Raw genomic sequence first — 23,932 nt, 5'->3', positions numbered from 1 at the left:
AAGCCTCCTGAGATTTCGGGAGGCTTTTTTTGTACATCCAAATTGACTATCTGGGTAAATGATCGATTAAATTAGATGATGAACTAATCATGGATTCTGAACCCAAAGCAGCATTACGTTTATCCTCCAATGCCATTAAACGACGAATACGAATATTTTGTTGGTAGTCTACCACCTTCTCATAGTCATTTTCATGATGATTGCTTTTAATAATTAAGACTAAAGATTCTATGAGTAAGAAAAAGAAGAACCAGATCAAATAAAAGATTAATGCAGTAGGATAAGGATCAAACTCCAACAAATAATTGATCAAAGCATTCAGCTCATACAAAAAGCCAGGTTTGCGATTTAAAATCTCTTTGGCTTTATTCTTAACTTCCGCAGCATATTGCTGTCCTTTCTGAATTTTCTCATTTTCCAACACACTAATCTTGGAAGCAATTGAAGCTTGAAAGGCGCGTAAATTGGAAATCTCTGGATTCGGAATCCGACTACTTTGTTGCTCACTTATCAAATTCCCTGCGGAATCGTATTTTCTTCCACCCCCACCCCCAGCGAGCGTAGCGGGTAATTTCAATACTTGAGTTTGTATTTTTTGGTAATTGAATTTCTCTACCATAATGGTGCTATCCAATTGGGCAATAGCTGTTTGGTAAGCATTTCGGGCAATATTACTTTCTTTTAATGCCTTTGCCTCGACGGATGCTTGGGCAATTTTCTGAATATCATTGGCAAATAGATATTGATCGATGATACTAGCTCCAATGACAGCAACAATAATTCCCAATAACACACGAAAGAACTTTGCCCAGCTATTCAATTTGGCAGAAAGTATAATTTGTCGTTCTATCTGAACAATCAAAACCGCCATAAAAGCAGAACCTAGTAAAGATAACCATGGTCCAAAATTGAGGTACTTATTAGAGAAAATATAGCCAATAATGGACCAAATGAGCGTAATAATTACTAAGGCAGAAGTGATTTTCTTTTGATCTCGCTTACTTGCTTCTGAGCATTCCGACAAAATCTGGTAATTGTGTCCCGATAGGAAACATCCAAAACGAAGCCATAAGTCTTTGGGGATGAAGGTCTTTTCCATAAGTTTAGATGTTACGATTGATGATGTTCGCCATGGAAAGAGCCGCTAAACCCTTATTAAAACCACGTTTGTATGCCAATATAATGCGGATGGAAGTTCCTGTTTCATTGGTAACATCCACTTTTATTTCTTCCATGATTTTTAATCGATCTAAACAGATGTCTCGTCGGGATTCTAGTTCTTCTACTAAATCATGTAAATCTGCCTTTCTTCTAGAATTAATATGAAAATCTATTTCCTTCAGGTATTCTTTGATGGCAATTTCAGCCTCATGAATATCTGCCTGTAAGTCCAATTTAATAATAGAAATATTATCATCACGGTATTTATTATCGGCAGTAGTCAAGGCATCTTGGTAACCTTCCATTTCATAATCATGCCGAATTCGATCAAAAATCCGTTGCCAGGTTGATTCCGATCTACCATCAAAATGCGGCTTTCGAACATCTAAACTAGGGTTCAATCGCTGGTCGATCCGATTCGCTTCTTCCTGCAATGCAACATCAGGAATAGTCTTTTCCTCAGACTTATTCCCTCCAAAAAAATAATTCCAAATTCCCATAATGGTTTGCTCTTTAAAAATGTTAGGTTGATTGAATTAGTGGAAAAGGAACAATACTGACTAAATAAGTCATAAAATTTTCGAATAAATAAAAATTAGTATAAACGGCTCATTCCGAGTCTAAAGCTTGATTTACATGGATGAAAATGGCCAATCAACCGAGGAGCAATTTCCTGAATCAATTAGGTGCATACCTAACGAATAAAAAGCCAATAGAATTGTCGGGCAAGGATTATTTAAATCCCTGCGAATAGGAGAAAAAGAAGATCAATAGCTAATTAAATCTATTTAGGAGCCGCAAAGCCACTGTTGGCCAATTGTTGAAATAAGTCCTGAACCTGCTTAATACCTTTAGAGTCATTGATATCAAAATAGCGATATACTTCAAAGTCAGTCTTATGGATACCATTTTCTTGTATGGCTCCTTGCGATTTATAAGCTGCAATAACCCAATCTGCTACAATTTTATAACTTACTTTATCATTTTCCTTAAATCGAAATGCCCGATTCAACGTAAAAGTAGGAGCATTCGATTTGATCATAGTTTCAGGAAAACCTTCTAACATAGCAAATTCAACAGGTTTGACATTGGCAGACAATGGACTGCCCGCTATAATGATTGGTTTATGAGGTCCTTTGAATCGCTGAACTGCGCGAAGTGCCATTAAAACGGCTGTCTTATGGTGGCCATGCTGACCTGCATGTGGCAACATGGTAATGACATAATCGTATTGACGCTCAGCCAAAATTAAATCCAAACGCTTCTCAATGAATGGTATATCCCAATTTTTACCCGATATATAAGGTGTTGGATCCAAGGTATACCAGTCGTCGGGTTGCTCCATAAAATAGATATTTCGCAAGCCCATAATTTTAGCAGCATCCAAAATCTCTTGTTTCCTAATCAGGGGTAAATGTGTACGAGCAACCAAAGAATCGGTTAAATTGAGTCCATAATACATGGCGCCTAATTGAGAATCGGCAAAGCCTCCTCCTCCATCTGTCATCACGGCCATATCAACTATTCCTTTGAGTTCATGCGTGATTTTAAATAGACTGACTGAAAACCCTGTTTCATCATCTGGATGCGCCGTTACTACCAAAACTTTGGGGCCCTGAGCAAATAAGGGACTAGCAAAACTTAATAATACAAGGAATGCGAGACAAGAAATGATTTTCATAAATGAAATAGGTCTTTAAGGATAATGATATATAAGGGGTAATTTTTCAATAAATTAGGTAAATTTATTTGAATGATCCACCATTTTAATAAAGCTTTTTAGAAGATACACTGACATGAAACCAACCTTAACGATTTCCTATTGTCCTAAATGCCATTGGCTTCTTCGTGCAGCCTATGTGGCCCAAGAGATGTTAAGTACGTTCGAAACAGAATTGGGAGCAGTAACATTACAACCCAGTGAAACCTCAGGAGAGTTCGCTCTATATATCAACCATGAGCTCTTGTTTGATAGAAAAACGAATGGTGGTTTTATGGAGATTAAGGAATTAAAGCAAATACTACGAGATAAAATCTGCCCAGAAAAGTCCTTGGGACATTCTGACCGATGATAGGACTAGTCATGGCGGGAGGAAAAAGCCTTCGTATGGGGTCTGACAAAGGCCTATTAGTAACAAAAACGGGTGAAATATGGGCTAAATCTGCGTGGAACAAGCTACAATCCTGCGGAATCAAGAGTTATGTAGGAATAAATCCCTTACAAACTTCTAGCTATTCCCCACATATTCCTCCTGCTAATATCATTCTTGACCATCCAGATATTGTGGCACCTGGCCCAATCCAGGGTATATTATCTGCTCATCTATCCTATCCAAAGGAAGATATTCTGGTGTTAGCCTGTGACATGCCCAACATGGAAATTTCTTGTCTACAAGATTTAATGGAATTCCGAAATTCCCAGCCTAATGCCTTAGCTTGGGTATATCAAAATGGGGAGCAAATTGAGCCAATGTGTGCTATTTATTCAGCCAATGGCTTAGAAAAACTCTCTGCTTTGTTAGAAAAAAAAGAACTCATACCTACAAGCTTAATATCTATTTTGAATAGACTGCAGGCGGCTATAAAACCAGTTTCGGCTGAAAATACGAAGAACTTTATCAATTGTAATACTCCTGAGGAAATCAACTAATTGAAACAAAAGTAAGTTTAGGCGCTTCACACATTTCACAGACATAATCATCGGGTAAGTCCTCAAAAAGTGTTCCTGCTGGAATTTGCTGGGAATCATCTCCAAACTCAGGATTATAAATCGTCAAGCAAGCTGGACATTGACATAAACTCAACTTAATCTCTTCTTGGACAACGACAGGCTCCATGAAGGATTTCACTTGAGAAGAACGAAATTTATAAAAGCTCAAAATTGCACGACGTAATTGTTCCCCTAAAATAAATTTGGGCAGTCCAGATCCATATAAAGAACCTGTTCGTTGATTGGGATTAAAATCATTGGCACATAAAATATCATACACATGAAAAAGCCCAAATAAAAGAGGTCTTCTTCTAACCACTATTCCACCAAATACCTCCGATTTTTTCCTTGTTTTAATACCGATACTCAAGCCAAAGGTCCGTGTATCTTCTTCATTCAAATGTCGTACCAAATATTGTTTTAAAGCCAATCCCTCAGGGCAATGGTCTTCTACTTGAAAATTGAGTTCATTCGCTGCATGGCGCATATTAATTTGATGCTTTTCTAGCAATAAATTCCACGCTCCTTTGTCCGACTCCACAATACCTTTGATAATCAAGGACTTCCAAGGTGTGGAACCCATCTGACCCACTTTGGTAGCCATACAGAGTTGGCATGCCTCCCGTAGAAATGCCACCGTAAATCTTTCTTCTCTCCGATAAATCCCTAGCCAATACCGATTATTGTAGCGATTTAAGCCTTCATAATAAGGCAAATTAAAATCTGGTAATTTAGCCTGTTCTTGAGCTCTTCGTAAAATGTATGGTCTCAAATTCATGCGAGACATTAACTCCGTCCCACTGGCATTTTCTTGGTCATAAAAAGTGGGAAGATCACTTAAAATCAAACTTTCCAAGGACTTAGAAAAAGAGGCCACATCTTGGGTATGAACGAGTTCTGTCCAAGGGTAGACTACATTGGTTTTGGGAAAACGAATGAATAAATGCCAGAAATGGGCCTCATTAACTGATGCCACCCAATTAATATTTCCCGTTAACAATGGGGTGAAACTTTGATTGGAATCCGAAATATTAATCTTCAATTGAGGAGAAAAATCAATTCCATCTAAAATGTCACGATATACCCCTTCACTTAGCCACGTACCTTGAATAAAAATATCTTCTGCAGGATAGGAACTAACAATGTTGGGATAAATCTCAGAATTTAACTCATAATTTATTCCTTTAGACTCTAATCCAGCTTGCAAAGCAGGAATTAGATCTTCTTCTACTGGAATGATCAACTGTTGACGTAAACCAAAACTTACATAGCGAATGTACAAGCGATCTAGCAAGTCCAATATTTCCAAAAGATCTCCTGGCGAAATGATACCCCCCAGAAAATTAATCTTTACGTAATTCATACGATATTAAATTCGCGCATGGCAATGGGAAAATTCTTATTCTCATGCCCAGGATTAGTTAATTTCAACAAGGCATATCGCTGTAAATGACTCAATTGCCCCCATTGTTGGACAGAGACTTTCCAACCAAATTCTTTGGCTTTTTCTTGAAGACGAGCAGGGACAACTAATCCATCCATCCAATCAAATATCAATCGACTTGGGTCTAATTCACTCATGTCCTCCTTGGTATATTGAAAAACCAAAGACCTCAATTTATCCTTATAATTCATTTTATCCGCTAAACTTTCTGTAGGAGCAAGAGCTAAAGCCAATTTCTCGGCAGCTGAAAACTTAGCCCATTCATGTAATTTCAACTTGATCTTTACTTGATCCAATTTAAAGCGAACTACCATGGGAATACACCGCATATTCGCTTCTACAAAATCCTCTTCAAATTCAAAATATTCTAGCCCTTTTTGACCTTTAAAGATCGAAGGTTTATCCAATAACTGTTTCATGATGTTTCAATTTTAAGCTATGATCTAAAATCGATTTCACTTCGGGGCGACAACTTCCGCAACCCATTCCTGCTCCACTCAACTGACATAATTGTAAGTGGTCCGTACATCCCGCATCTATTTTTTTAAGCAAATTCCCTTCCCCTACTCCATTGCAACTACAAATTAACCTACCAATTACAGGTTCGGGAGCTTCCCCTGAACGAAGTAATTGCAGGCGTTTTTCACTTAATTCAATCTTATTTTCTATCAGATTTTTAAATTCCAAGAATTCACGCTTATCTCCAATCAATATGGCTCCTACCAATCGGTCATTATGAATAATACATTTTTTATAATATCGCTTGGTCTTATCTATAAACACCACTTCCTCATATGCAGGGTTCTGAGGAAGTTCAATGACACCCATCGAACAAAAATCCGTACCATGCATTTTCAAAATATTCATCAATAATGAACCTGAATATTGAGCTGAAATATCACCAGATAAATATCGAGCCACAATTTCTGCTTGTTGCTCTGCCGCAGCCGTTATCCCAAATAAGGCTCCATCACATTCAGCAATTTCACCAATGGCATAAATATGTGGATCATTGGTTTGTAAATATTCATCCACACAAATTCCTCTTTGTGTTTTTAATCCAGCCTCCTTGGCTAATTCAATATTTGGAATGGTACCTATGGCGATAACCATGGCTTGACAAGTTAAAGTCAATCCACTTTTCAAACGCACAGCTTCTATTTTTTCATCTCCAACAAATCGCTCTATTTCATCGTTGTAATGTATCCCAATTCCGCGATCTACTAATTCCTCATGCAATAATTGACTACCCAAAGGATCCAGTTGTCGGTCCATAAACCGCGAATTTCGATGAATAATCGTCACTTTTACATGCATTTCTTGCAAGGAAGCAGCCAATTCTATCCCCAATAATCCTCCACCAACAATTAATACAGGACCCCGACCTGGGTCAATATGGGCTAAAAAGCGATCCGCATCCATACGACTACGCATGGTGAAAATACCTGCTAAAGAAGGGATTTCACGTAAAAGAGCAGGTCTACTTCCTGTAGCTAGAATCAATACATCGTAGCTATGACTACGGCCCAAATTATCAACTACTTGCTTTTCTTCGCGATTCACCGAAGTCATCCAGACACCCCGATGTAAGGTAAATTGATGTTCCAATTCCTCTTCCTCCGACATCTTGACTAGATTAACCCAAGGAAGTGTACCATTGATATAATCAGGAAGTAAAACTCGGTTGTAGAATGGCAAATTTTCTTTACTGAATACCTCAATGCTATCATCCGTATTGTATTGTCGATACGACTTCACAAAGCCGCATGCACCTGCGCCTGCACCAACTACGATGATCTTTTGCTTTGATTTAGTATAAAGCTTTACAGAAACTGCCGAAAACTTAAAATCAGGCTCTTTGCTTTTGGGATCAACTAAATTTTGGGTCAAATTATTCGCTCGATTCAAGTCTAATTTTCCCATTTTCCCCCAATGCATGGGCATAAACAACACTCCCTTTTTAATGTCTGGAGATAGTTTGGCTTTGACACGAGCTAGCCCTCGCTTATTTTCAATTTCTACCAGCGACTGATCCTGAATACCTAATTTTTGGGCATCCTCAGGATGAATTTCCAGAAATGATTCATGAATATGTTGTTTCAATTTATTCACTTTCCCCGTCTTAGACATCGTATGCCACTGATCTCGAATTCTGCCTGTAGTTAAAATAAAAGGGAATTCTTCTGATATCTTCTCTGAGGTATTTTCATCTGAAACCGTATGTATTTGTGCTTTTTGCGAGGCCGTAAAAAACTGATTATCCGTGAATAAACGGGGTGTACCTTGACCACTTTGTCCTTGGGTATAAGGCCACTGAACCGTTCTTTTTTGCTTCAAAATAGCATGACTCAATCCACTCATGTCCACATTTGTCCCTTGGGTCAATTGCACATGTTCTGCATATATATCAGCTGAATTTTTAAAGTCGAAGCCCTTGAAACCCATTTTTTGAGCAAATCGACAAATAATTTCAGCGTCGGGAATTGCCTCTCCGGGTGCATTCAATACCTTGGGTAAGTAACTTATTCTTCTTTCGGCATTGGTCATGGTACCTTCTTTCTCTGCCCATGAGGCTGCAGGCAATACTACATCGGCATATGCTAAAGTTTCCACTTTGTTGGAAATGTCCTGTACCACTACAAATTTGGCTTTTTTAAAGGCCTGTTCTACTCGACGAACATCAGGCATACTGATTAATGGATTAGTACAAATAATCCAAACAGCCTTTAATTTGCCTGATTCCAGTGCTTCAAACATTTCGGTAGCACTAAGGCCCGGTTTGGCGGCGATTCGTCCGCGAGGAACGGACCAAAAATCTTCTACTTCGGCCCGATGCTCAGGATTTAATAAATCTCGATGAGCTGGAAGTAAATTGGATAATCCTCCTACTTCTCTCCCCCCCATAGCATTGGGTTGACCTGTTAAAGACAATGGACCAGCGCCGGGTCGACCGATTTGACCAGTGATGAGGTTCAAATTAATCAATGAAAGATTTTTACTCACTCCCACGGCACTTTGATTCAATCCCATGGTCCACATGGTCATAAAACCCTGTGCATTTTTAATGTATGATGCTGCTGTAAATATGTCTTTACATGAAACCCCACATAAATGAGCTGCTTCTTCCAAGGTCCTTTGCATCACGGACTCTTGATAACGTGCAAACCCTTCCGTATGATTCGCTACAAAAGCCAAATCAATAGCACCCATTTCGATGAGTGCGCGACCAATGGCATGATGCAAGATAATATCGGTACCAGGATTCAGTTGCAAATGGACATCTGCAATGGAGCAGGTCTGCGTTTTTCGTGGATCGCTAACAATAATCTTTAAATCTGGATTACGTTCCTTGGCAGCTTCAACCCTTCTCCACAAAATAGGATGACACCAAGCGGGATTGGCTCCAGCTACAAAAATCACATCTGCATGGTCTAAATCCTCGTAGGAAACTGGCACGGAATCTTCTCCTAAAGCCATTTTATACCCTACTACTGCTGAACTCATGCAAAGGCGGGAATTGGTATCTATGTTATTGGAACCTATAAAACCTTTGATGAGCTTATTAATCACATAATATTCTTCTGTTAAACATTGACCTGAAGCGTAGAATGCCACAGAATCAGGCCCATATTTTTCAATTAATGAACGAAACACGGCCGCGGTGCGCTCTAAAGCAATATCCCAAGTGACCCTTTGTCGAGGCTGACTTTTACCGAAGCGAACCTCTGGATAAAGTAGCCTGTCGGAGGTATCATTGACTGTATGGTGCAAATTCATCCCTTTACTACAAAGTTGCCCTTGATTTACTGGATGACCTTGCTCGCCTTCCACCCAAATTCTACCTAAGGGATCTTTTTGTATAGATACACCGCAGCCTACCCCACAGTAACAGCAGGTACTCAAATGCTCCGTAAACCCAGCTTTTAAGTGCTTATCCATGAGGTGTTTTTGTGATAATTATGCCAAATTAAGTTCCATTGCCTTTTTAGGCTCCGAAAAACGCGTGATGAAAATAATGACCGAAATGGCGATGACAATTAATCCTATGTAAGCAAATGCTTGCATGTAAGTAATATTCTCGCTCTTAAATAAGAAACCGAACATCATGCCTCCAACGTTTCCACCCGCTCCTACAATTCCACTGACTAATCCTACATTTTTGGCATTGACAAATGGTGTGATAGCGTATGTAGTACCGTTGGCCATTTTTAAGAAAAGTGCAAAACCAATCATGGATAAAATAGCCATGGTTAAGTTACCTGCATTGGCAAACATGATTAGGCCTAGTCCTTCCAACAATAACACTGTTGCTAAAAGCAAACCTTTGCCTCGCATACCATAAGTCTTACCTACTTTATCGGCAAAAATTCCCCCTAATGCACGAGCAAAAATATTCATAAAGCCAAATGCTCCAGCGCAGATACCTGCCGTGCTTTGTGTCAAGCCATATTCTTGAACAAAATGCAAGGCCGCAACATTGTCGAATGTAATTTCCATACCAAAACATACCGCATAGGCTAAAGAAAGAGCCCAAATTCTCCAATCTTTTAAAACAGAATAATCTGTTTTACTTTTTTGATCGGCCGACCTTTCTATTTCATCGTAATTGCCGGCAGGAGTATCCTTTGTATAACGGTAATAAACAAAAGCCATGATCAACATTAATATGCCAGGGAAGATCATTGCATATCTCCATGCGTCAGCTTTGATGTATCCAAACCCAACAATGGCAGAAAAAATCAATGGCATGACCATATTCGTTACTCCTCCACCTAAATTCCCCCAACCACCAGCAACGGCATTGGCTGTCCCCTTTATGGCAGGAGAAAACATAATGGAAGTATGAAATTGAGTGATAACAAAGGATGCACCCACAATACTTATAGCTAATCGGAATAACAAGAAGCTTTCGTAGCTGTTAGCTAAACCCACCCCCATCACAGGTATAGAACCCAATAATAGTAAAGCTGTATATGTTTTTCGTGGTCCCCAAGTATCACATAAACGGCCTATTAATAAGCGTGCAATGATCGTTCCTGAAACGGAAGCAATGATGATATTGCCGATTTGAGACTTACTCAAATGCAATGTTTCCTTGATCGTTGGCATCAGTGGAGCTAAACCAAACCAGCCAAAGAAACAAACAAAAAAAGTCAACCATGTAATATGAAAAGTACGCATTTGCACGCCTTTGAATGAAAAGACATGTAATTTTTCGAGAGGTTTGATCGTATTCATCAGATTAATATTTAGGTGGATTATAAAAGGATATTTAATTGTAAATAGGCCCATTGGGCATTTTTTTGACTTGTTCCAGGTGTTATTGATTTAGCATATTCCATGGAGTCACTGGCATTCAGCGCACACAAGCCTACTTCGATTTGACTGGATTTATTTAGCATATACGTACTAATCCAATCCAACTCCATTCCCAAATAGGCATCTAGAAGCTGCCCATCCAATCGCTTTTGCTGATTGGCTAATGCAAAATAATGAAGGTCAAATCCTGTACTAAATCGCTTATTCTTGGAAAGGTATTTCGCTTTGGCATAGACATTAGATAAACCACCTAATGGTGACCCTGTGGCTACGTAGAAATAATCCATGTATCCCCAAAATTTATGAGGTGTCCCATATAATGGATCAAAGCGGTGATTCACTTGAGAGCTTGAAAAAGCATCATTTCCAGAAACGTAATCCCAACCCAAAGTATAGCTCCATAGTTTATGTTGCATACTAACAGCTAAAGTGGAAGTAAATGCATCAAGCAATAGCCCTTCTTTGTCGTGTCCAGACTGATAGAAAAAGCCTGCATTTAATTGGACTTTCTTTGATTTTTCTAACATACTTGATAAGGTGAGGCCATAAGTAAATCGAGCATGATTCAGAGAAGAATGATACTTTCTTCCAAATACATAACCTGTATCACGGCCAGCCACATTTCTAGTTGAGTCCAGGGTATAAGCCCCAAATTGATCACTCAATAAAAGTCCAGTCAGTTTGCTAGTTGAAAAGCTTTTGGATACATATAAAAATTGTAAGGATTTATAATTTTGACCTAAAGCATTGGTGCTTGGAGGATTTAATACCGCCAAAGAACCTGATTTACTTGAAATTCCTTGGGCATTGACAGTGGGGATCATTCCAGCTGGGCTTGCTACCAAATTTCCCTTACTGTCTTTGATATACGGAATCACATTGGCTGGAGTATAATAAGTACCATCATACTGAAAAGCGTCGGTATTTTGATTAAATGCCAAACCTAGGTCAGCCCGCCATCCATGGTGCAACATTTTAAGAAGTACGGCATCATGACGACGCGCTTGTTGCAACCAATCCAAATTACCCAATAAACGTGAATCATCGTATAATAATTCTTGGCGACCAATTTTCAAGGCCAAATAATCTAGTCCTTTAGGTAAAGTGCTGTCAGACTTATTCAAAAGTGTAACTTCTGCCCAAGCCTCATGAACACCTAATTTACTCCCATCATTGGCTGAAATAGTAGAAGCATCTTGGCCCCAAACGCGTACATCTTGTAGAGTTGCTTGAAACTGAACGCGACTATTTTTGTAAGCTGCAGTCAGTCGAGTTCTTTGAGATGTAAAAAAGGCTGGATCAATGGATTTTAAACGTAAAGTCCCCACTCCATCACGATACTCCGTGCGAGTTCTTAATTGTCCTGTAAATGATAATTGCGCCAAAAGGGGGCTACACATTAACAATAGAAGTAGTAGTAGTTTATATTTCATCGCTTTCCATAAAAATGTACACAGATTCATCCTTGACCATGACCGAATAGGTCTTGATAGCCTCTACATCACCTGATAAACAAGCTCCTGTTTTAAGCGAAAAAGTCTTTTTGTGAAATGGACAAGCCACTTTAGGTTCTTCTCCCTGTGAGCCAATCATTCCACGACTTAGCGCCATTTGTTGACGATGTGGACATTCATTTTGAGTAGCATACCATTCTCCACGTCGGGCGAAATGGAACAAGGCAATTTGTTGGTCTTTTACTTTGACACAAACTCCTCCATTTTCGGGCACATCTTGTACCTGGCAAGCCAGGAACCATGTTTTATTCATTGTCTCTACCATAATTGTACTAGTTAGGCTAATTAATTCCAGGCTTTTGCCTTCTTTTGATCACGTAAAACTTCAAAATTGACCGTTGGGTCTTTCTCTTCTGGCGCATTAACAAAATGGCTGAAACGTTTTCTGAACTCTGGGTTTTCTACTGCAGCTTTCCATTCACAGACATAATTATCCACCAGTTTTTGCATTTCACTTTCCAATTCCTCGGCTAAACCTAAGCTATCATTTACTACTACATTGCGTAGGTAATCGATACCTCCATCCAATTTATTCAACCAAGTAGCGGTACGAGTTAAAGGATCAGCTGTTTTGATGTAAAACATCAAAAAGCGGTCGATGTAGCGAATGCAGGTTTCTGAATCGATGTCGCTGGCAAGCAATAGGGCATGCTGGGGTTTAGAACCACCATTTCCACATACATGTAGGTTCCACCCTTTCTCGGTCGCTATAATACCAAAGTCCTTACTTTGTGCTTCGGCACATTCACGAATACAACCTGAAACACCACCTTTGATTTTATGTGGCGCCCTAATTCCGCGATACCTTTCCTCAATTTGAATGGCAAAACTTACAGAGTCATGCAAGCCAAAGCGGCACCAAGTACTGCCCACACAGCTTTTTACTGTACGTAATGCTTTACCATAAGCATGTCCACTTTCAAAACCTGCAGCTATGAGTTTTTCCCAAATAGCAGGCAAATCCGTTAAGTGAGCCCCGAATAAATCAATGCGCTGACCACCCGTGATTTTGGTATACAGGTGATATTCCTTAGCCACTTCCCCAATGACAATGAGCTTGTCAGGTGTAATTTCTCCACCAGGAATACGGGGTACCACGGAATAAGTGCCTCCTTTTTGAATGTTAGCTAAAAAACGATCATTACTATCTTGAGCCGTATCATTCCCCTTATCCAAAATCATCTCATTCCAGAGACTGGCAATTAAGGAAGCAACTAAAGGCTTACAAACTTCACAACCATCCCCATGTCCATGCGCTGAAAGTACCTCATCATAAGATCTCAAATTGTGCAAATGCACTAAATCCAAAAGCTCTTGTCGAGAATAATCAAAATGCTCACAAATGACATTGCGTACATAAATGCCTTGTGATTTTAATGTATGATTTACGATATCTTTGACCATGGGAACACACCCACCACAACCGGTGCCTGCCTTGGTGCATTTTTTAATGGCCTCTACGTTTTCCGCCCCATTGATTACGTGGGAACAAATATCTCCTTTACTTACGGCTTCGCAGCTGCAAATCATAGCCTCATCCGGTAAACTCAGTACGCCTGCCCCTCCTTCAGATTCGCCACCTCGAGAACCTAACATGATATCTTCAGGATTAGGGGGGAGAACTACTTGATTTTTACAGGTTTGTAACAGCATATTATACTGTTCTGCATCTCCAATCAGAATACCTCCTAAAAGCATTTTACCATCAGCACTAATATTGACGCGTTTATATATTCCTTTATTTCGATCCTCTAGTACAATCGATCGAACATCCTCATCTGTAGAAAAAGGATTTCCAAAACTTGCCACATCAATACCAATCAATTTCAATTTGGTACTCATGTCAAATCCGGTAAACTGCTTGTCCGAACCTAATAAGGTAGCTATGGCAACTTCAGCCATTTCATACCCAGGGGCTACTAAACCATAGATCATCCCCTCATACAAAGCACATTCTCCAATGGCCAAAATATGAGGATCAGAAGTGATCATCTGCGAGTCAACCAAAATCCCACCCCGAGGACCTACAGCTAAACCAGCACTTTTAGCTAATTCATCCCGAGGTTTAATACCGGCTGAAATAACAAGCATATCTACTTCCAAGAGCTCATCATTTTGAAAGCGCATGCCTTCAATTTTATCAGTACCTGTAATTTCCAAGGTATTTGTTGATGTCAGAATATGTAGGCCAATCGATTCTAACTTGGCTTGTAAAATCTTGGAACCAGCTTCATCTATTTGTCGAGGCATTAAGCGAGGAGCAAATTCAATCACATGGGTATCAGAAACGCCCAAATCAATCATGGCTTTAGCTGCTTCCAAACCTAAGAGTCCACCGCCTATCACAGCGCCTTTCTTAGCTTTGGGGGCCCAGTCGCGCATCATTTCCAAATCTTCTATGGTGCGATAAATAAATACTCCGTCTTTTTCCACACCAGGAATGGGTGGAACAAAGGCAGATGAACCCGTTGCAAAAACTAAGTAATCGTAGGTTTCTATTATTCCAGCATGGGATTTAACAGACTTATTTTGGCAGTCCAAATGCATAATAGGATCACCCATATACAGTTTGATTCCATGTTCTTCATACCAAGAAGCTGGAGCCATTTCTAAATCTTTGGCAGTCTTTCCTGAGAAAAATTCACTGAGGTGGACACGGTCATAGGCCGGCCTAATTTCCTCTCCAAATACAATGAGTTCTACGCCTTGTGGATTTTTTGCTATCAGTTTTTCGCAAAACTTATAGCCAACCATTCCATTGCCGATGATGATAATTTTCATGATGCTTGATGTTACAATGTGCTAAAAACTTTCATCAGATAAAATTGAATTTTTCCAATTTAATCTTGACTAGTATGTATCCTTGTTGATGAGAAACAAAATAGTGAGCTAAGCGACTATTTTATTTTGGAACATTTTGAAATTTCCTTAAAATGCTAAAAAAGGACAATCGTTGTTATATAAATGCTTTTAATCTGTTGCAAATATTGACCATCTAAAAATACAAAACAAGTATTTTAGGAAAATATTTAACCTATTTTTATTGATTATTCGGTTTTAGATTAAATTTCAATCAATTTTTAAATTCATTTTTAATCATTTTACAAAAAAATAATAATAAATAGGCAAAAATTAAACTTAGCTAACTAGATTTACATGCAGGTTTATAATTGAGAACATTAGCTTTTCACTTACAAATTGTATTTAACCAAGAACAAACCAAGAACAAGCATGTCTACTAAACGATTATTTCTAGTCGGTGCTGGACCCGGCGACCCTGAATTACTGACATTGAAGGCGGTGCGCATTCTTCAAGAAGCGGATGTGATTTTATATGATGCACTGGCGAATCCCCAACTTTTAAATCATGCAAGACCCGACTGCCACCTTGAATTTGTAGGCAAAAGATTTGGCTGCCACGCATTGTCCCAACATGAGATAAATGACCGTATTGTAGAACTTTCACAACAATATTTCAATATTGTTCGATTAAAAGGAGGTGACCCTTTCGTATTTGGTCGTGCGCAAGAAGAAATAGAAGCAGCTGAATCTGCAGGTATACAAGTCGACATTATCCCTGGCATATCGAGTGCGTTGGCCGTTCCAGCCTCTCAAAGAATTCCACTAACTTGTCGTGGCATCAATGAAAGCTTTTGGGTCACTACGGGCACCACAGCCAATGGAGAAATCTCTTCGGATATATTTTGGGCAGCTCAGTCATCTGCTACAGTCATTATACTCATGGCCATGAGCAAATTAGAAGCCATTATGGATATTTTTCAGCAATGTGGCAAAAGCAAAACGCCTGTTGCTATCATTCAAAATGGTACCCGACCAGATGAAAAAATGGTCATTGGCACGACACGTGATATTCAATTTAAAGCAGAATATGCTGGAATTAGCAACCCTGCCATCATCATAGTAGGTGAAGTTGTCAAGCTTCACCGCACTCAGTTAAACTCTTTGATACAAGCCACCGTTAACCAATAAAACATGTCCGATCAATTACAAAAAAGTGTGATGGATTCAGAAACCATTTACACAGAACTCATGATTCCTTCCTATGCCAATTTTGGCGGAAAAATACATGGAGGAATTCTACTCTCACTGATGGACAAAGTAGCGTTTATTTGTGCCTCTAAGCACAGTGGACAATATTGTGTCACTGTAGCGGTAGAGGGTGTTGAATTCAAACAAGCCGTAGAAGTGGGCGAATTGGTCACCATCAAAGCCTCCATCATATACGTTGGCAAAACTACCATGATTGTAGGGATGCGAGTGGAATCTTTCAAACCCACAGATGGCATAGTGCGGCATACGAACTCCTGCTATTTCACCATGGCGGCTAAAGATTCGGAAGGAAACCTAACGACAGTACCAGGTATCATTTTAGAAAATGAAGTACAGCTTCGTCGTTTTTGCAAAGGAAAAATCATCCGAAAACTTTCATTAGAGAAAAGAGAACTCTTAAAAACTGCTGTGAAAGACCAGCAATTCAACGAATTAAAAGGAGAATGCCAAGAAACTGATAAATGCTTTTTAAGCAATTAAGCCCCTTTCTGACCTAATAAATTACCACTTTTTAAAAACCTTGACTAACTCTTTAGTAATCATTTCGTATCCTTCATCGGATGGATGGAGTCCATCGTAAGTTACATGGGAAGCCTCCACAGGATATGGGTATTCATCCGTCGTTGGGTTAAATGGCACATCCACAAAATCAGGATATGAAAATTTCTTGTATTGGCCCGTTGCTGGATCTTTTAAATATTTAAAACGTACCAATTTGGCATGATCCATTCCCTTTTTATGGTATAAATCCACCACAGGAATGCCCTCCTTTTTGGCTATCGCTACGATGGCATCGGCAAATTGCTCTAAATGCTGACCGTTTTTTTCTTTGTAAGAACCAAATGCATTGTTCTTATAATTATTAATATAAACAAAATCTACCCGCTGCATCGGGGTAATCAAAACGATTTTGGCTTGAGCATTTAGGCTTCTTAACTTATTTATGATCACTCGAAATGAACCTTGAACAGTAGCCACACCCGTATTATTTTCATAATCGGCCAATGTTCCCAATGGCTTGGAGCCCCACCAATCATTGGTTCCTAAAAATATCGAATAGACGTCGGCCGAAGGAATATTCAACTTTTCTATGTCTGTCGCAATTTTAACTGCTGTCCAGCCATTGTATCCTTTATTGATATAATGAAAAGCTGGCAACTTTTCTACCACGCCAGTCATATATCCTTTGGTAATTCTATTTCCTGTTTCATCGGGGTGCTCATTTAAATAGGTAATGGAATCACCAATAGCCACCCAAGTAATTTCTCTTTGTGTAAAAGATGCATGAAGTAGGACAAAGAAGAACAGAAGTACTAGCTTTTTCATGTGGTTTTATAGTCGATAGGTTTTCAAAAAAGAATCAGATAAACTGCCGACTCCCTAGTTGAAATTGGACAAAATTCTTTAAAAATCAAAAATGAGGAATCAATTGGGTAAAAAAACTAGACTATCATATCTAACTAATTGGTGATTCCTACACATTCACCTTCCCATCAAATTGTTTGATTTTTATAATTTACTATTTGATTGATATACTGTTTAATTACCTAATTTGAAGGAAATTTGCATTTGAAAAACAAAACAATGTTTGATATGAACCATTGGCGTTTAACCCATTTCTCTTTTCAATTGGCCATCATTGGGATTATTAGCTTATGCATTACTTGCAGCTTGACTCCCTTAAAAGCGGAAGATGCGCCGGGAGATAGCTCAAAAGCTGTGTACCATATTTCGGGTAGTGCTTTAATTACACAAAACGGCATTTCGGTCATTCCGACCTTTACACTTGGAAAACCCGCAGCCATTTTTGATCTTTCTGTTGGCAGCGAAAAACTAGCTTTTGAGCCTCAACTACGCTTTTCTCTTGAAGGTAAGCCTTGGTCATTTCTATTTTGGTTCCGATACAAGGCTATTCAAACTAAGAAATTTCGATTTACATTGGGTATGCACCCATCGGTGGCATTTAAAAGCACATGGCTCTATGATAAAACTGGAAGTCCCAAAGAACTATTAAATCCTACTCAATACCTTGCAAGTGAATTTTCACCTAGCTTAATTATTTCAAATCGATTTAGTGTGGGGGCCTATTATTTGTATTCTCATGGGATGACGGAGGGTACAACCAACAATACGCATTTCATGACCATAAACAGTAGCATTTCGGCTATTCCCATTGTAAAAAACACGTTTTTGAGACTCAACCCACAGCTATTTTATTTAATCATGGATAATCAAGCGGGAACTTACGCCACCATGTCATTGAGTATAACCAATTCCCACATGCCTATATCTATCAGTTCTATTTTAAATCAAAAAATAAATTCTACCATTCCAGGAAATGATTTTGTTTGGAACATTGCTTTGGTTTATCAATTTCAAAAGAAATTTAAAACTTTATAGAGATTTTGAACATGGAAAAATTAATCAACTTAGAAGAGTTTTATCGAAATAAATTCAATTGGGTTCCAGAAAATCTAAAAAAGGAATGGGGACATTTCAATGTATTCAAATTGGACCCATATATTGGTATCAAAGCAAAACCAACTCCATACAAAAGGAGAGATTTTTACAAAATCACCTTAGTAAAAGGACAGGGCCGCGTTCATTACGCTAATAAATTTGTGGATGTAAAAAAGCAGGCTATTGTCTTTTCAAATCCCATGATTCCTTACAAATGGGAAAGTATTGAAAATCTTACCAGCGGTTATTTCTGCATCTTTAACCAAGATTTTTTCAAACAATTTGGGAATATTAATAGCTATTCCATTTACCAACCACAAGGAATTCCTGTTTTTGAATTAAGTGATGAGTCCTACAATCAATTTGAGGAGTTATATAATAGAATGCTCGCTGAAATTAGCTCCGATTATATCCACAAGTATGATGTTCTGAGAAATTTAACCTTTGAAGCTATACATAATGCGTTAAAATTAGAACCAGTAAATGCCAATAAGCATAGCCCAGTAAATGCCAACCAACGGATATCGATGCTATTTTTAGAATTATTGGAGCGACAATTCCCCATAGAAGAATCTCATCCATTTATTCAATTAAAAAATGCTTCCGACTTTGCCAATCAATTATCTGTACATGTCAATCATTTGAACCGAGCCATCAAGGAGACCACAGAAAAAACCACTTCACAAATTATTGCAGAGCGCATTGTTCAAGAAGCTAAAGTCATGTTAAAATTCAGTGATTGGAATATCTCAGAAATCGCATTTGCTTTAGGCTTCAATGAGGTAAGTTATTTCAATAACTTCTTTAAGAAAAATACAGGCATTAGCCCTTTAAAATTCAGAAATACCTAACAATATATTTTTACAACATGAAAAAAAGAATCCTTGGAAAAAATCTTGAAGTCTCTGAATTGGGACTTGGTTGTATGGGAATGAGCTTCGGCTATGGTGACAAAGCGGATGATCAAGAAATGATTAAGCTCATGCACGTTGCATTCGAACACGGTATTACCTTTTTTGATACCGCTGAAGTTTATGGTCCTTATATCAATGAAGAATTGGTAGGGAAAGCTTTGGCGCCATTCAAAAATCAAGTGGTTATTGCTACCAAATTTGGCTTTAAAATAGACCCAAAAGATGGTAAAATGCTAGGCTTAGATAGCAGTCCAGCTAATATTCGTCGTGTGGCAGAAGCATCCTTAAAACGATTGAAAGTAGATGCCATTGACCTGTTTTACCAACACCGAGTAGACCCAGAAATACCGATTGAAGAGGTGGCAGGAACAGTAAAGGATTTGATTCAAGAAGGAAAGGTGAAGCATTTTGGCTTATCGGAAGCAGGAGCAGCTACCATTCGAAAGGCACATCTGGAGCAGGCTGTCACGACACTCCAAAGTGAATATTCCCTTTGGACAAGAGAACCTGAACAGGAAATCATCCCCTTATTAGAAGAATTAGGAATTGGCTTTGTTCCATTTAGCCCACTGGGGAAAGGCTTCTTAACTGGTAAAATTGATGTAAATACCGAGTTAAAAGAAAATGATTTCCGAAGTACGTTGCCTAGGTTTACTGCGGAAGCAAGAAATAGCAATCAGGCTTTGGTGGAATTGCTCCAACAAATTGGTCAAATGAGAAATGCTACTCCAGCTCAAATTTGTTTAGCATGGCTCTTAGCCAAAAAACCTTGGATCTCACCTATACCTGGCACCACGAAATTGCACCGATTACATGAAAATTTACTTTCAGTACATTTAAATCTAAATCCAAATGAGATTGAAGAAATAGAAAATGCCTCCGCTAAAATTCAAATACATGGAGCTAGATACTCAGAAGCAGCCATGAAAATGGTAGGTAGATAGTTTCAAATTTTCAAGTCCAAATTAAAACAGGCAGCCTCAGCTACCTGTTTTTTCGTTTACCTAAATCATCTCAAAACAATGGCTCTCAAATCCAATATGGCACCACCTGCTTTAAATTGGGTCTTGGACTTAAATACTAATTTTTGAACACCTGGATTCAAATGGATTTTCCCGGCTTTTAGGATTTTATATGTTTCCCAACTTCCACTGGGAGGAACTTTTCCTACTAATTGGGCTGAAGGACTCGACAAAATGAATTCTTTACCTGCCTCGGCATTATCAACTGAATAATTGATTTCTACTTGATAATCCCCTGCTTTCTGCACATCCACTTCCCATTCCACACGATCTTTGGAAGTAAACCAGCCAAAAGCCTGGTATTCTGGCATGAATTTAATATTGGGACCAATCGCCTTCCCCTTGGCAGCACTTAATAGATAATTACCTGGTGCATCGCGTTGAATACGAGCTGGGCGATTCGACGGAAATTCTTTCTTTGTTTTATTTTGAAGCAGGGAATATTCAAAAAAACGAGCATGTAGCCCACCAAAGAGCATAGTGACCACTAAAATGGAATGAAGCATGATGTTTGATTTAGGTTTAGAATTTGAAATAAAATTAGCTAATATCCTGAATAGTTCATGCAAAGCCATGGCTAAACCTTGGCATTCCATCATATTTTACCTTCCTTGCAGGAAATATGAAACCATCTAACCTTTACTGCTATGGCCAAGGGAATGAATTCCAAAAAAACTGAGAAAAAAGAAGCTACGAAAACTCCGAAGGAGAAAAAGGAAGCAAAAAAAGAGAAAAAAAATAAGTCAAATTATTGATTTGATCAGGAGGTAACAGGTGATCATATTCCCATCCGATTTGAATCACCTTTTACCATTTCATCTTTTTCCAATCAATTTTCGACACATGGGACTCACATTTTTTCTACCTTTGCCTATCTACTCATCAACAAGCACATGTCAGAAAAAATATTGGTTTTGGGTTCCAATGGTCAAATTGGTACCGAACTAGTCAACTCACTTCGAAAGGCCTATCATAACGACAATGTCGTAGCTTGTGATATCCGCCGCCCTGATTACGAAACACTACATGCTGGTCCTTTTGAATTTGTCAATGTCTTAGACAAAGACAACCTCAAAGAGATTTATCAAAAATATCAGCCTACCCAAGTTTATCTATTGGCGGCTTTACTCTCCGCCACAGGAGAACAAAATCCAAAATTGGCCTGGGATTTGAACATGAATGGCTTGTTGAATGTGCTAGACTTTTCTTTAGCTTATAAAACCGCTAAAGTGTATTGGCCAAGCTCCATTGCCGTATTTGGCCCGAATTCCCCCAAACAACAAACGCCTCAGTACTGTACCATGGACCCTAATACGGTGTATGGTATTAGTAAATTGGCAGGAGAGCGCTGGTGTGAATACTACCATCAAAAGTATCAATTAGATGTACGAAGTATCCGTTACCCCGGTTTAATTTCATGGAAAGCGGCCCCTGGCGGTGGTACAACTGACTACGCCATTCATATCTTTCATGAGGCGTTGAAAAAAGGCTCTTATTCTTCGTTTCTTTCCGAAGGAACGGAATTACCAATGATGTATATGGAAGATGCCATCCGAGGAACCATTGAACTCATGGATGCTCCAGCTGATAAAATCCAAATTCGTTCCAGTTATAATTTTGCTGGTTTAAGTTTTACGCCAGAAATACTAGCTGAAGAAATCAAAAAGCATATTCCCCATTTTCAGCTCAACTATGCTTCTCATGATCCAAGGCAAGCCATAGCGGATTCTTGGCCTGCTTCCATCGATGACCAAATGGCACAACGTGACTGGGCATGGAAACCTGAATTCGACCTGAGCAAGTTAACCCAAGATATGATTAGTAACCTAAGAAAATAATACATCAACGATCATGTACCAAACATTACAAGGACCTCTACAAGAAGAACTACAATCCATCAAAGAAGCTGGATTATTCAAACAAGAACGCGTTATCACCAGCCCACAAGGAGCGGATATACAATTAAATACAGGGCAAGAAGTCATCAATTTCTGTGCTAATAATTATTTGGGATTATCCTCACATCCCCGAGTAATTGAAGCCGCTAAAAAAGGCATCGATTCACATGGATTTGGCTTATCCTCCGTTCGATTTATCTGTGGTACACAGGATATTCATAAAGCTTTAGAACAAAAGATTTCCGAATTTTTAGGTACAGAAGACACCATCTTGTACGCTGCGGCATTTGATGCCAATGGAGGTGTTTTTGAACCATTATTTTCGGCAGAGGATGCCATCATTTCAGATGAACTAAATCACGCCTCCATCATTGATGGGGTACGTTTATGCAAAGCTCAGCGCTTCCGATATAAGAATATCGATATGGAAGACCTAGAAAAACAATTAATCGCAGCTCAAGGCTGTCGTCACCGTATCATTGTCAGTGACGGGGCGTTTTCCATGGACGGTTCTGTGGCTCCTTTAGATAAAATTTGTGATTTAGCCGACAAGTACCAAGCATTGGTCATGATAGACGAATGCCATGCCAGCGGTTTTATTGGTAAAACAGGGAGAGGAACGCATGAACATTTTAATGTCATGGGGCGAATTGATATCATCACAGGTACTTTAGGAAAGGCTTTAGGTGGAGCATCTGGAGGATTTACTTCGGGGAGAAAAGAGATTATCGAATTATTACGTCAACGTTCTAGACCATATTTATTCTCCAATACCTTAGCTCCTGCTATCACAGCTGCATCCATTGAAGTCTTAGACTTATTAACTGAGTCAACTGCCTTACGAGATAAATTAGATGAAAACACCGTATATTTTCGCGAGCAAATGACTGCCGCAGGTTTTGATATTAAACCGGGCTTCCACCCTATCGTGCCAGTGATGCTTTATGATGCTAAAATTGCTCAGACATTTGCAGCTCGCATGTTGGAAGAAGGTATCTATGTAGTTGGATTCTTCTACCCTGTAGTAGCTCAAGGGAAAGCGAGAATTCGTGTACAACTTTCCGCAGCTCATGATCAATCACACCTAGACAAAGCCATTGCAGCATTTACTAAGGTGGGAAAAGAATTAGGAGTGATTTAAAGCGTGTTTAGTTATTAGGGATTAGTTATTGACGTTTATTTATTCTTTTTGAAGGATATCATAGTCTTCTAAACTTGAATAAAAGTTTCAAATCCGAAATTTTAATTCAAAACTAAATTTAACAATCCCTAATAACTAATAACTAAACCCTTGTCAATGCCTGAAATAGGTTGACCGTTTAAAAGTAAAATTTTAAACTTAAAATCTATTAATTATGGCCAACAAAAAGTTGTATCTTCAAAGTGTGTCACAAAGACGTCTTCGTCATTTTAGTGACA

21 protein-coding genes are annotated in these 23,932 nt (G+C 38.8%); 9 read left to right on the top strand and 12 right to left on the bottom strand.

Features of this window, described 5'->3' with window-relative positions:
- Positions 1-46: 46 nt before the first annotated feature.
- From EWU22_RS05900 to EWU22_RS05890, 3 genes are all read right to left on the bottom strand, one after another.
- Positions 47-1,099, bottom strand: coding sequence for a DUF4407 domain-containing protein (locus EWU22_RS05900; RefSeq protein WP_130924814.1), 1,053 nt, complete (start codon positions 1,097-1,099; stop codon positions 47-49).
- A 4-nt stretch (positions 1,100-1,103) separates the two neighbouring features.
- Complete coding sequence (locus tag EWU22_RS05895) at positions 1,104-1,661, bottom strand: hypothetical protein (protein WP_130924813.1); 558 nt, start codon at positions 1,659-1,661, stop codon at positions 1,104-1,106.
- Between the two features lie 284 nt (positions 1,662-1,945).
- Positions 1,946-2,842, bottom strand: coding sequence for a PIG-L family deacetylase (locus tag EWU22_RS05890; protein ID WP_130924812.1), 897 nt, complete (start codon positions 2,840-2,842; stop codon positions 1,946-1,948).
- A gap of 115 nt (positions 2,843-2,957) precedes the next feature.
- On the opposite strand from EWU22_RS05890, the gene EWU22_RS05885 reads away from it, so the two are divergent.
- Both EWU22_RS05885 and mobA read left to right on the top strand, forming a co-directional pair.
- On the top strand, positions 2,958-3,233 hold the full coding sequence (locus EWU22_RS05885; RefSeq protein WP_130924811.1) for a SelT/SelW/SelH family protein: 276 nt from the start codon (positions 2,958-2,960) through the stop codon (positions 3,231-3,233).
- Positions 3,230-3,811 carry a molybdenum cofactor guanylyltransferase gene (mobA, locus tag EWU22_RS05880; RefSeq protein WP_130924810.1) on the top strand — a complete coding sequence of 194 codons (582 nt, stop codon included), beginning with the start codon at positions 3,230-3,232 and terminating at the stop codon, positions 3,809-3,811. Before EWU22_RS05885 ends, mobA begins: the two co-directional genes overlap by 4 nt.
- On the opposite strand, the gene EWU22_RS05875 is transcribed toward mobA, so the two are convergent.
- Genes EWU22_RS05875 through nirB form a run of 7 tightly spaced genes read right to left on the bottom strand, consistent with a single transcriptional unit; the run spans position 3,804 to position 14,929 of the window.
- Entirely contained in the window at positions 3,804-5,234 is a 1,431-nt protein-coding gene (locus EWU22_RS05875; RefSeq protein WP_130924809.1) for a rubredoxin, read from the bottom strand. The two genes, mobA and EWU22_RS05875, sit on opposite strands and share 8 nt — an antisense overlap.
- Positions 5,231-5,734, bottom strand: a complete 504-nt coding sequence (locus tag EWU22_RS05870; RefSeq protein WP_109322415.1) for a nitrate reductase associated protein — start codon at positions 5,732-5,734, stop codon at positions 5,231-5,233. The genes EWU22_RS05875 and EWU22_RS05870 overlap by 4 nt, the downstream gene beginning before the upstream one ends.
- Positions 5,715-9,254 (bottom strand): nitrate reductase, encoded by a 3,540-nt coding sequence (locus EWU22_RS05865; protein ID WP_130924808.1) that lies wholly within the window; start codon positions 9,252-9,254, stop codon positions 5,715-5,717. Before EWU22_RS05865 ends, EWU22_RS05870 begins: the two co-directional genes overlap by 20 nt.
- Before the next feature lie 18 nt (positions 9,255-9,272).
- A complete protein-coding gene (locus tag EWU22_RS05860; RefSeq protein WP_130924807.1) occupies positions 9,273-10,553 on the bottom strand; it encodes a NarK family nitrate/nitrite MFS transporter in 1,281 nt (426 codons plus the stop codon).
- Positions 10,554-10,573: 20 nt separating this feature from the next.
- Entirely contained in the window at positions 10,574-12,034 is a 1,461-nt protein-coding gene (locus EWU22_RS05855; RefSeq protein ID WP_231962776.1) for an alginate export family protein, read from the bottom strand.
- Between the two features lie 22 nt (positions 12,035-12,056).
- Entirely contained in the window at positions 12,057-12,413 is a 357-nt protein-coding gene (nirD, locus tag EWU22_RS05850; protein WP_109322411.1) for a nitrite reductase small subunit NirD, read from the bottom strand.
- Positions 12,414-12,433: 20 nt separating this feature from the next.
- Positions 12,434-14,929, bottom strand: a complete 2,496-nt coding sequence (gene nirB / locus EWU22_RS05845) for a nitrite reductase large subunit NirB (RefSeq protein ID WP_130924805.1) — start codon at positions 14,927-14,929, stop codon at positions 12,434-12,436.
- A gap of 450 nt (positions 14,930-15,379) precedes the next feature.
- Here nirB and cobA point away from each other — a divergent pair, with 450 nt between their 5' ends.
- Complete coding sequence (gene cobA, locus EWU22_RS05840; RefSeq protein ID WP_130924804.1) at positions 15,380-16,138, top strand: uroporphyrinogen-III C-methyltransferase; 759 nt, start codon at positions 15,380-15,382, stop codon at positions 16,136-16,138.
- Positions 16,139-16,141: 3 nt separating this feature from the next.
- Positions 16,142-16,699: an acyl-CoA thioesterase gene (locus EWU22_RS05835; protein WP_130924803.1), complete on the top strand. Its 558-nt coding sequence runs from the start codon at positions 16,142-16,144 to the stop codon at positions 16,697-16,699.
- Between the two features lie 21 nt (positions 16,700-16,720).
- Here the strand turns inward: EWU22_RS05835 and EWU22_RS05830 are convergent, their stop codons facing one another.
- Positions 16,721-17,545 (bottom strand): SGNH/GDSL hydrolase family protein, encoded by an 825-nt coding sequence (locus EWU22_RS05830; protein ID WP_130924802.1) that lies wholly within the window; start codon positions 17,543-17,545, stop codon positions 16,721-16,723.
- Between the two features lie 267 nt (positions 17,546-17,812).
- Between EWU22_RS05830 and EWU22_RS05825 the strand changes: the two genes are divergently transcribed.
- Genes EWU22_RS05825 through EWU22_RS05815 form a run of 3 tightly spaced genes read left to right on the top strand, consistent with a single transcriptional unit; the run spans position 17,813 to position 20,537 of the window.
- Positions 17,813-18,619 carry a hypothetical protein gene (locus EWU22_RS05825; protein WP_130924801.1) on the top strand — a complete coding sequence of 269 codons (807 nt, stop codon included), beginning with the start codon at positions 17,813-17,815 and terminating at the stop codon, positions 18,617-18,619.
- Positions 18,620-18,630: 11 nt separating this feature from the next.
- A complete protein-coding gene (locus EWU22_RS05820; protein ID WP_130924800.1) occupies positions 18,631-19,530 on the top strand; it encodes a helix-turn-helix domain-containing protein in 900 nt (299 codons plus the stop codon).
- 17 nt (positions 19,531-19,547) lie between these two features.
- Entirely contained in the window at positions 19,548-20,537 is a 990-nt protein-coding gene (locus EWU22_RS05815; protein ID WP_130924799.1) for an aldo/keto reductase, read from the top strand.
- 65 nt (positions 20,538-20,602) lie between these two features.
- On the opposite strand, the gene EWU22_RS05810 is transcribed toward EWU22_RS05815, so the two are convergent.
- On the bottom strand, positions 20,603-21,214 hold the full coding sequence (locus EWU22_RS05810; protein WP_130924798.1) for a carbohydrate-binding protein: 612 nt from the start codon (positions 21,212-21,214) through the stop codon (positions 20,603-20,605).
- A gap of 294 nt (positions 21,215-21,508) precedes the next feature.
- On the opposite strand from EWU22_RS05810, the gene EWU22_RS05805 reads away from it, so the two are divergent.
- Together EWU22_RS05805 and kbl are read left to right on the top strand one after the other, a co-directional pair.
- Positions 21,509-22,453 carry an NAD-dependent epimerase/dehydratase family protein gene (locus tag EWU22_RS05805; RefSeq protein WP_130924797.1) on the top strand — a complete coding sequence of 315 codons (945 nt, stop codon included), beginning with the start codon at positions 21,509-21,511 and terminating at the stop codon, positions 22,451-22,453.
- Between the two features lie 13 nt (positions 22,454-22,466).
- Complete coding sequence (gene kbl / locus EWU22_RS05800; RefSeq protein ID WP_130924796.1) at positions 22,467-23,654, top strand: glycine C-acetyltransferase; 1,188 nt, start codon at positions 22,467-22,469, stop codon at positions 23,652-23,654.
- Positions 23,655-23,932 lie beyond the last annotated feature (278 nt).

Origin of the sequence: Aquirufa nivalisilvae, assembly GCF_004307455.1 — a bacterium.
Classification (GTDB): domain Bacteria; phylum Bacteroidota; class Bacteroidia; order Cytophagales; family Spirosomataceae; genus Aquirufa; species Aquirufa nivalisilvae.
The sequence above is the reverse complement of the archived record's forward strand: the minus strand, read 5'-3'. Positions and strand labels throughout refer to the sequence as shown.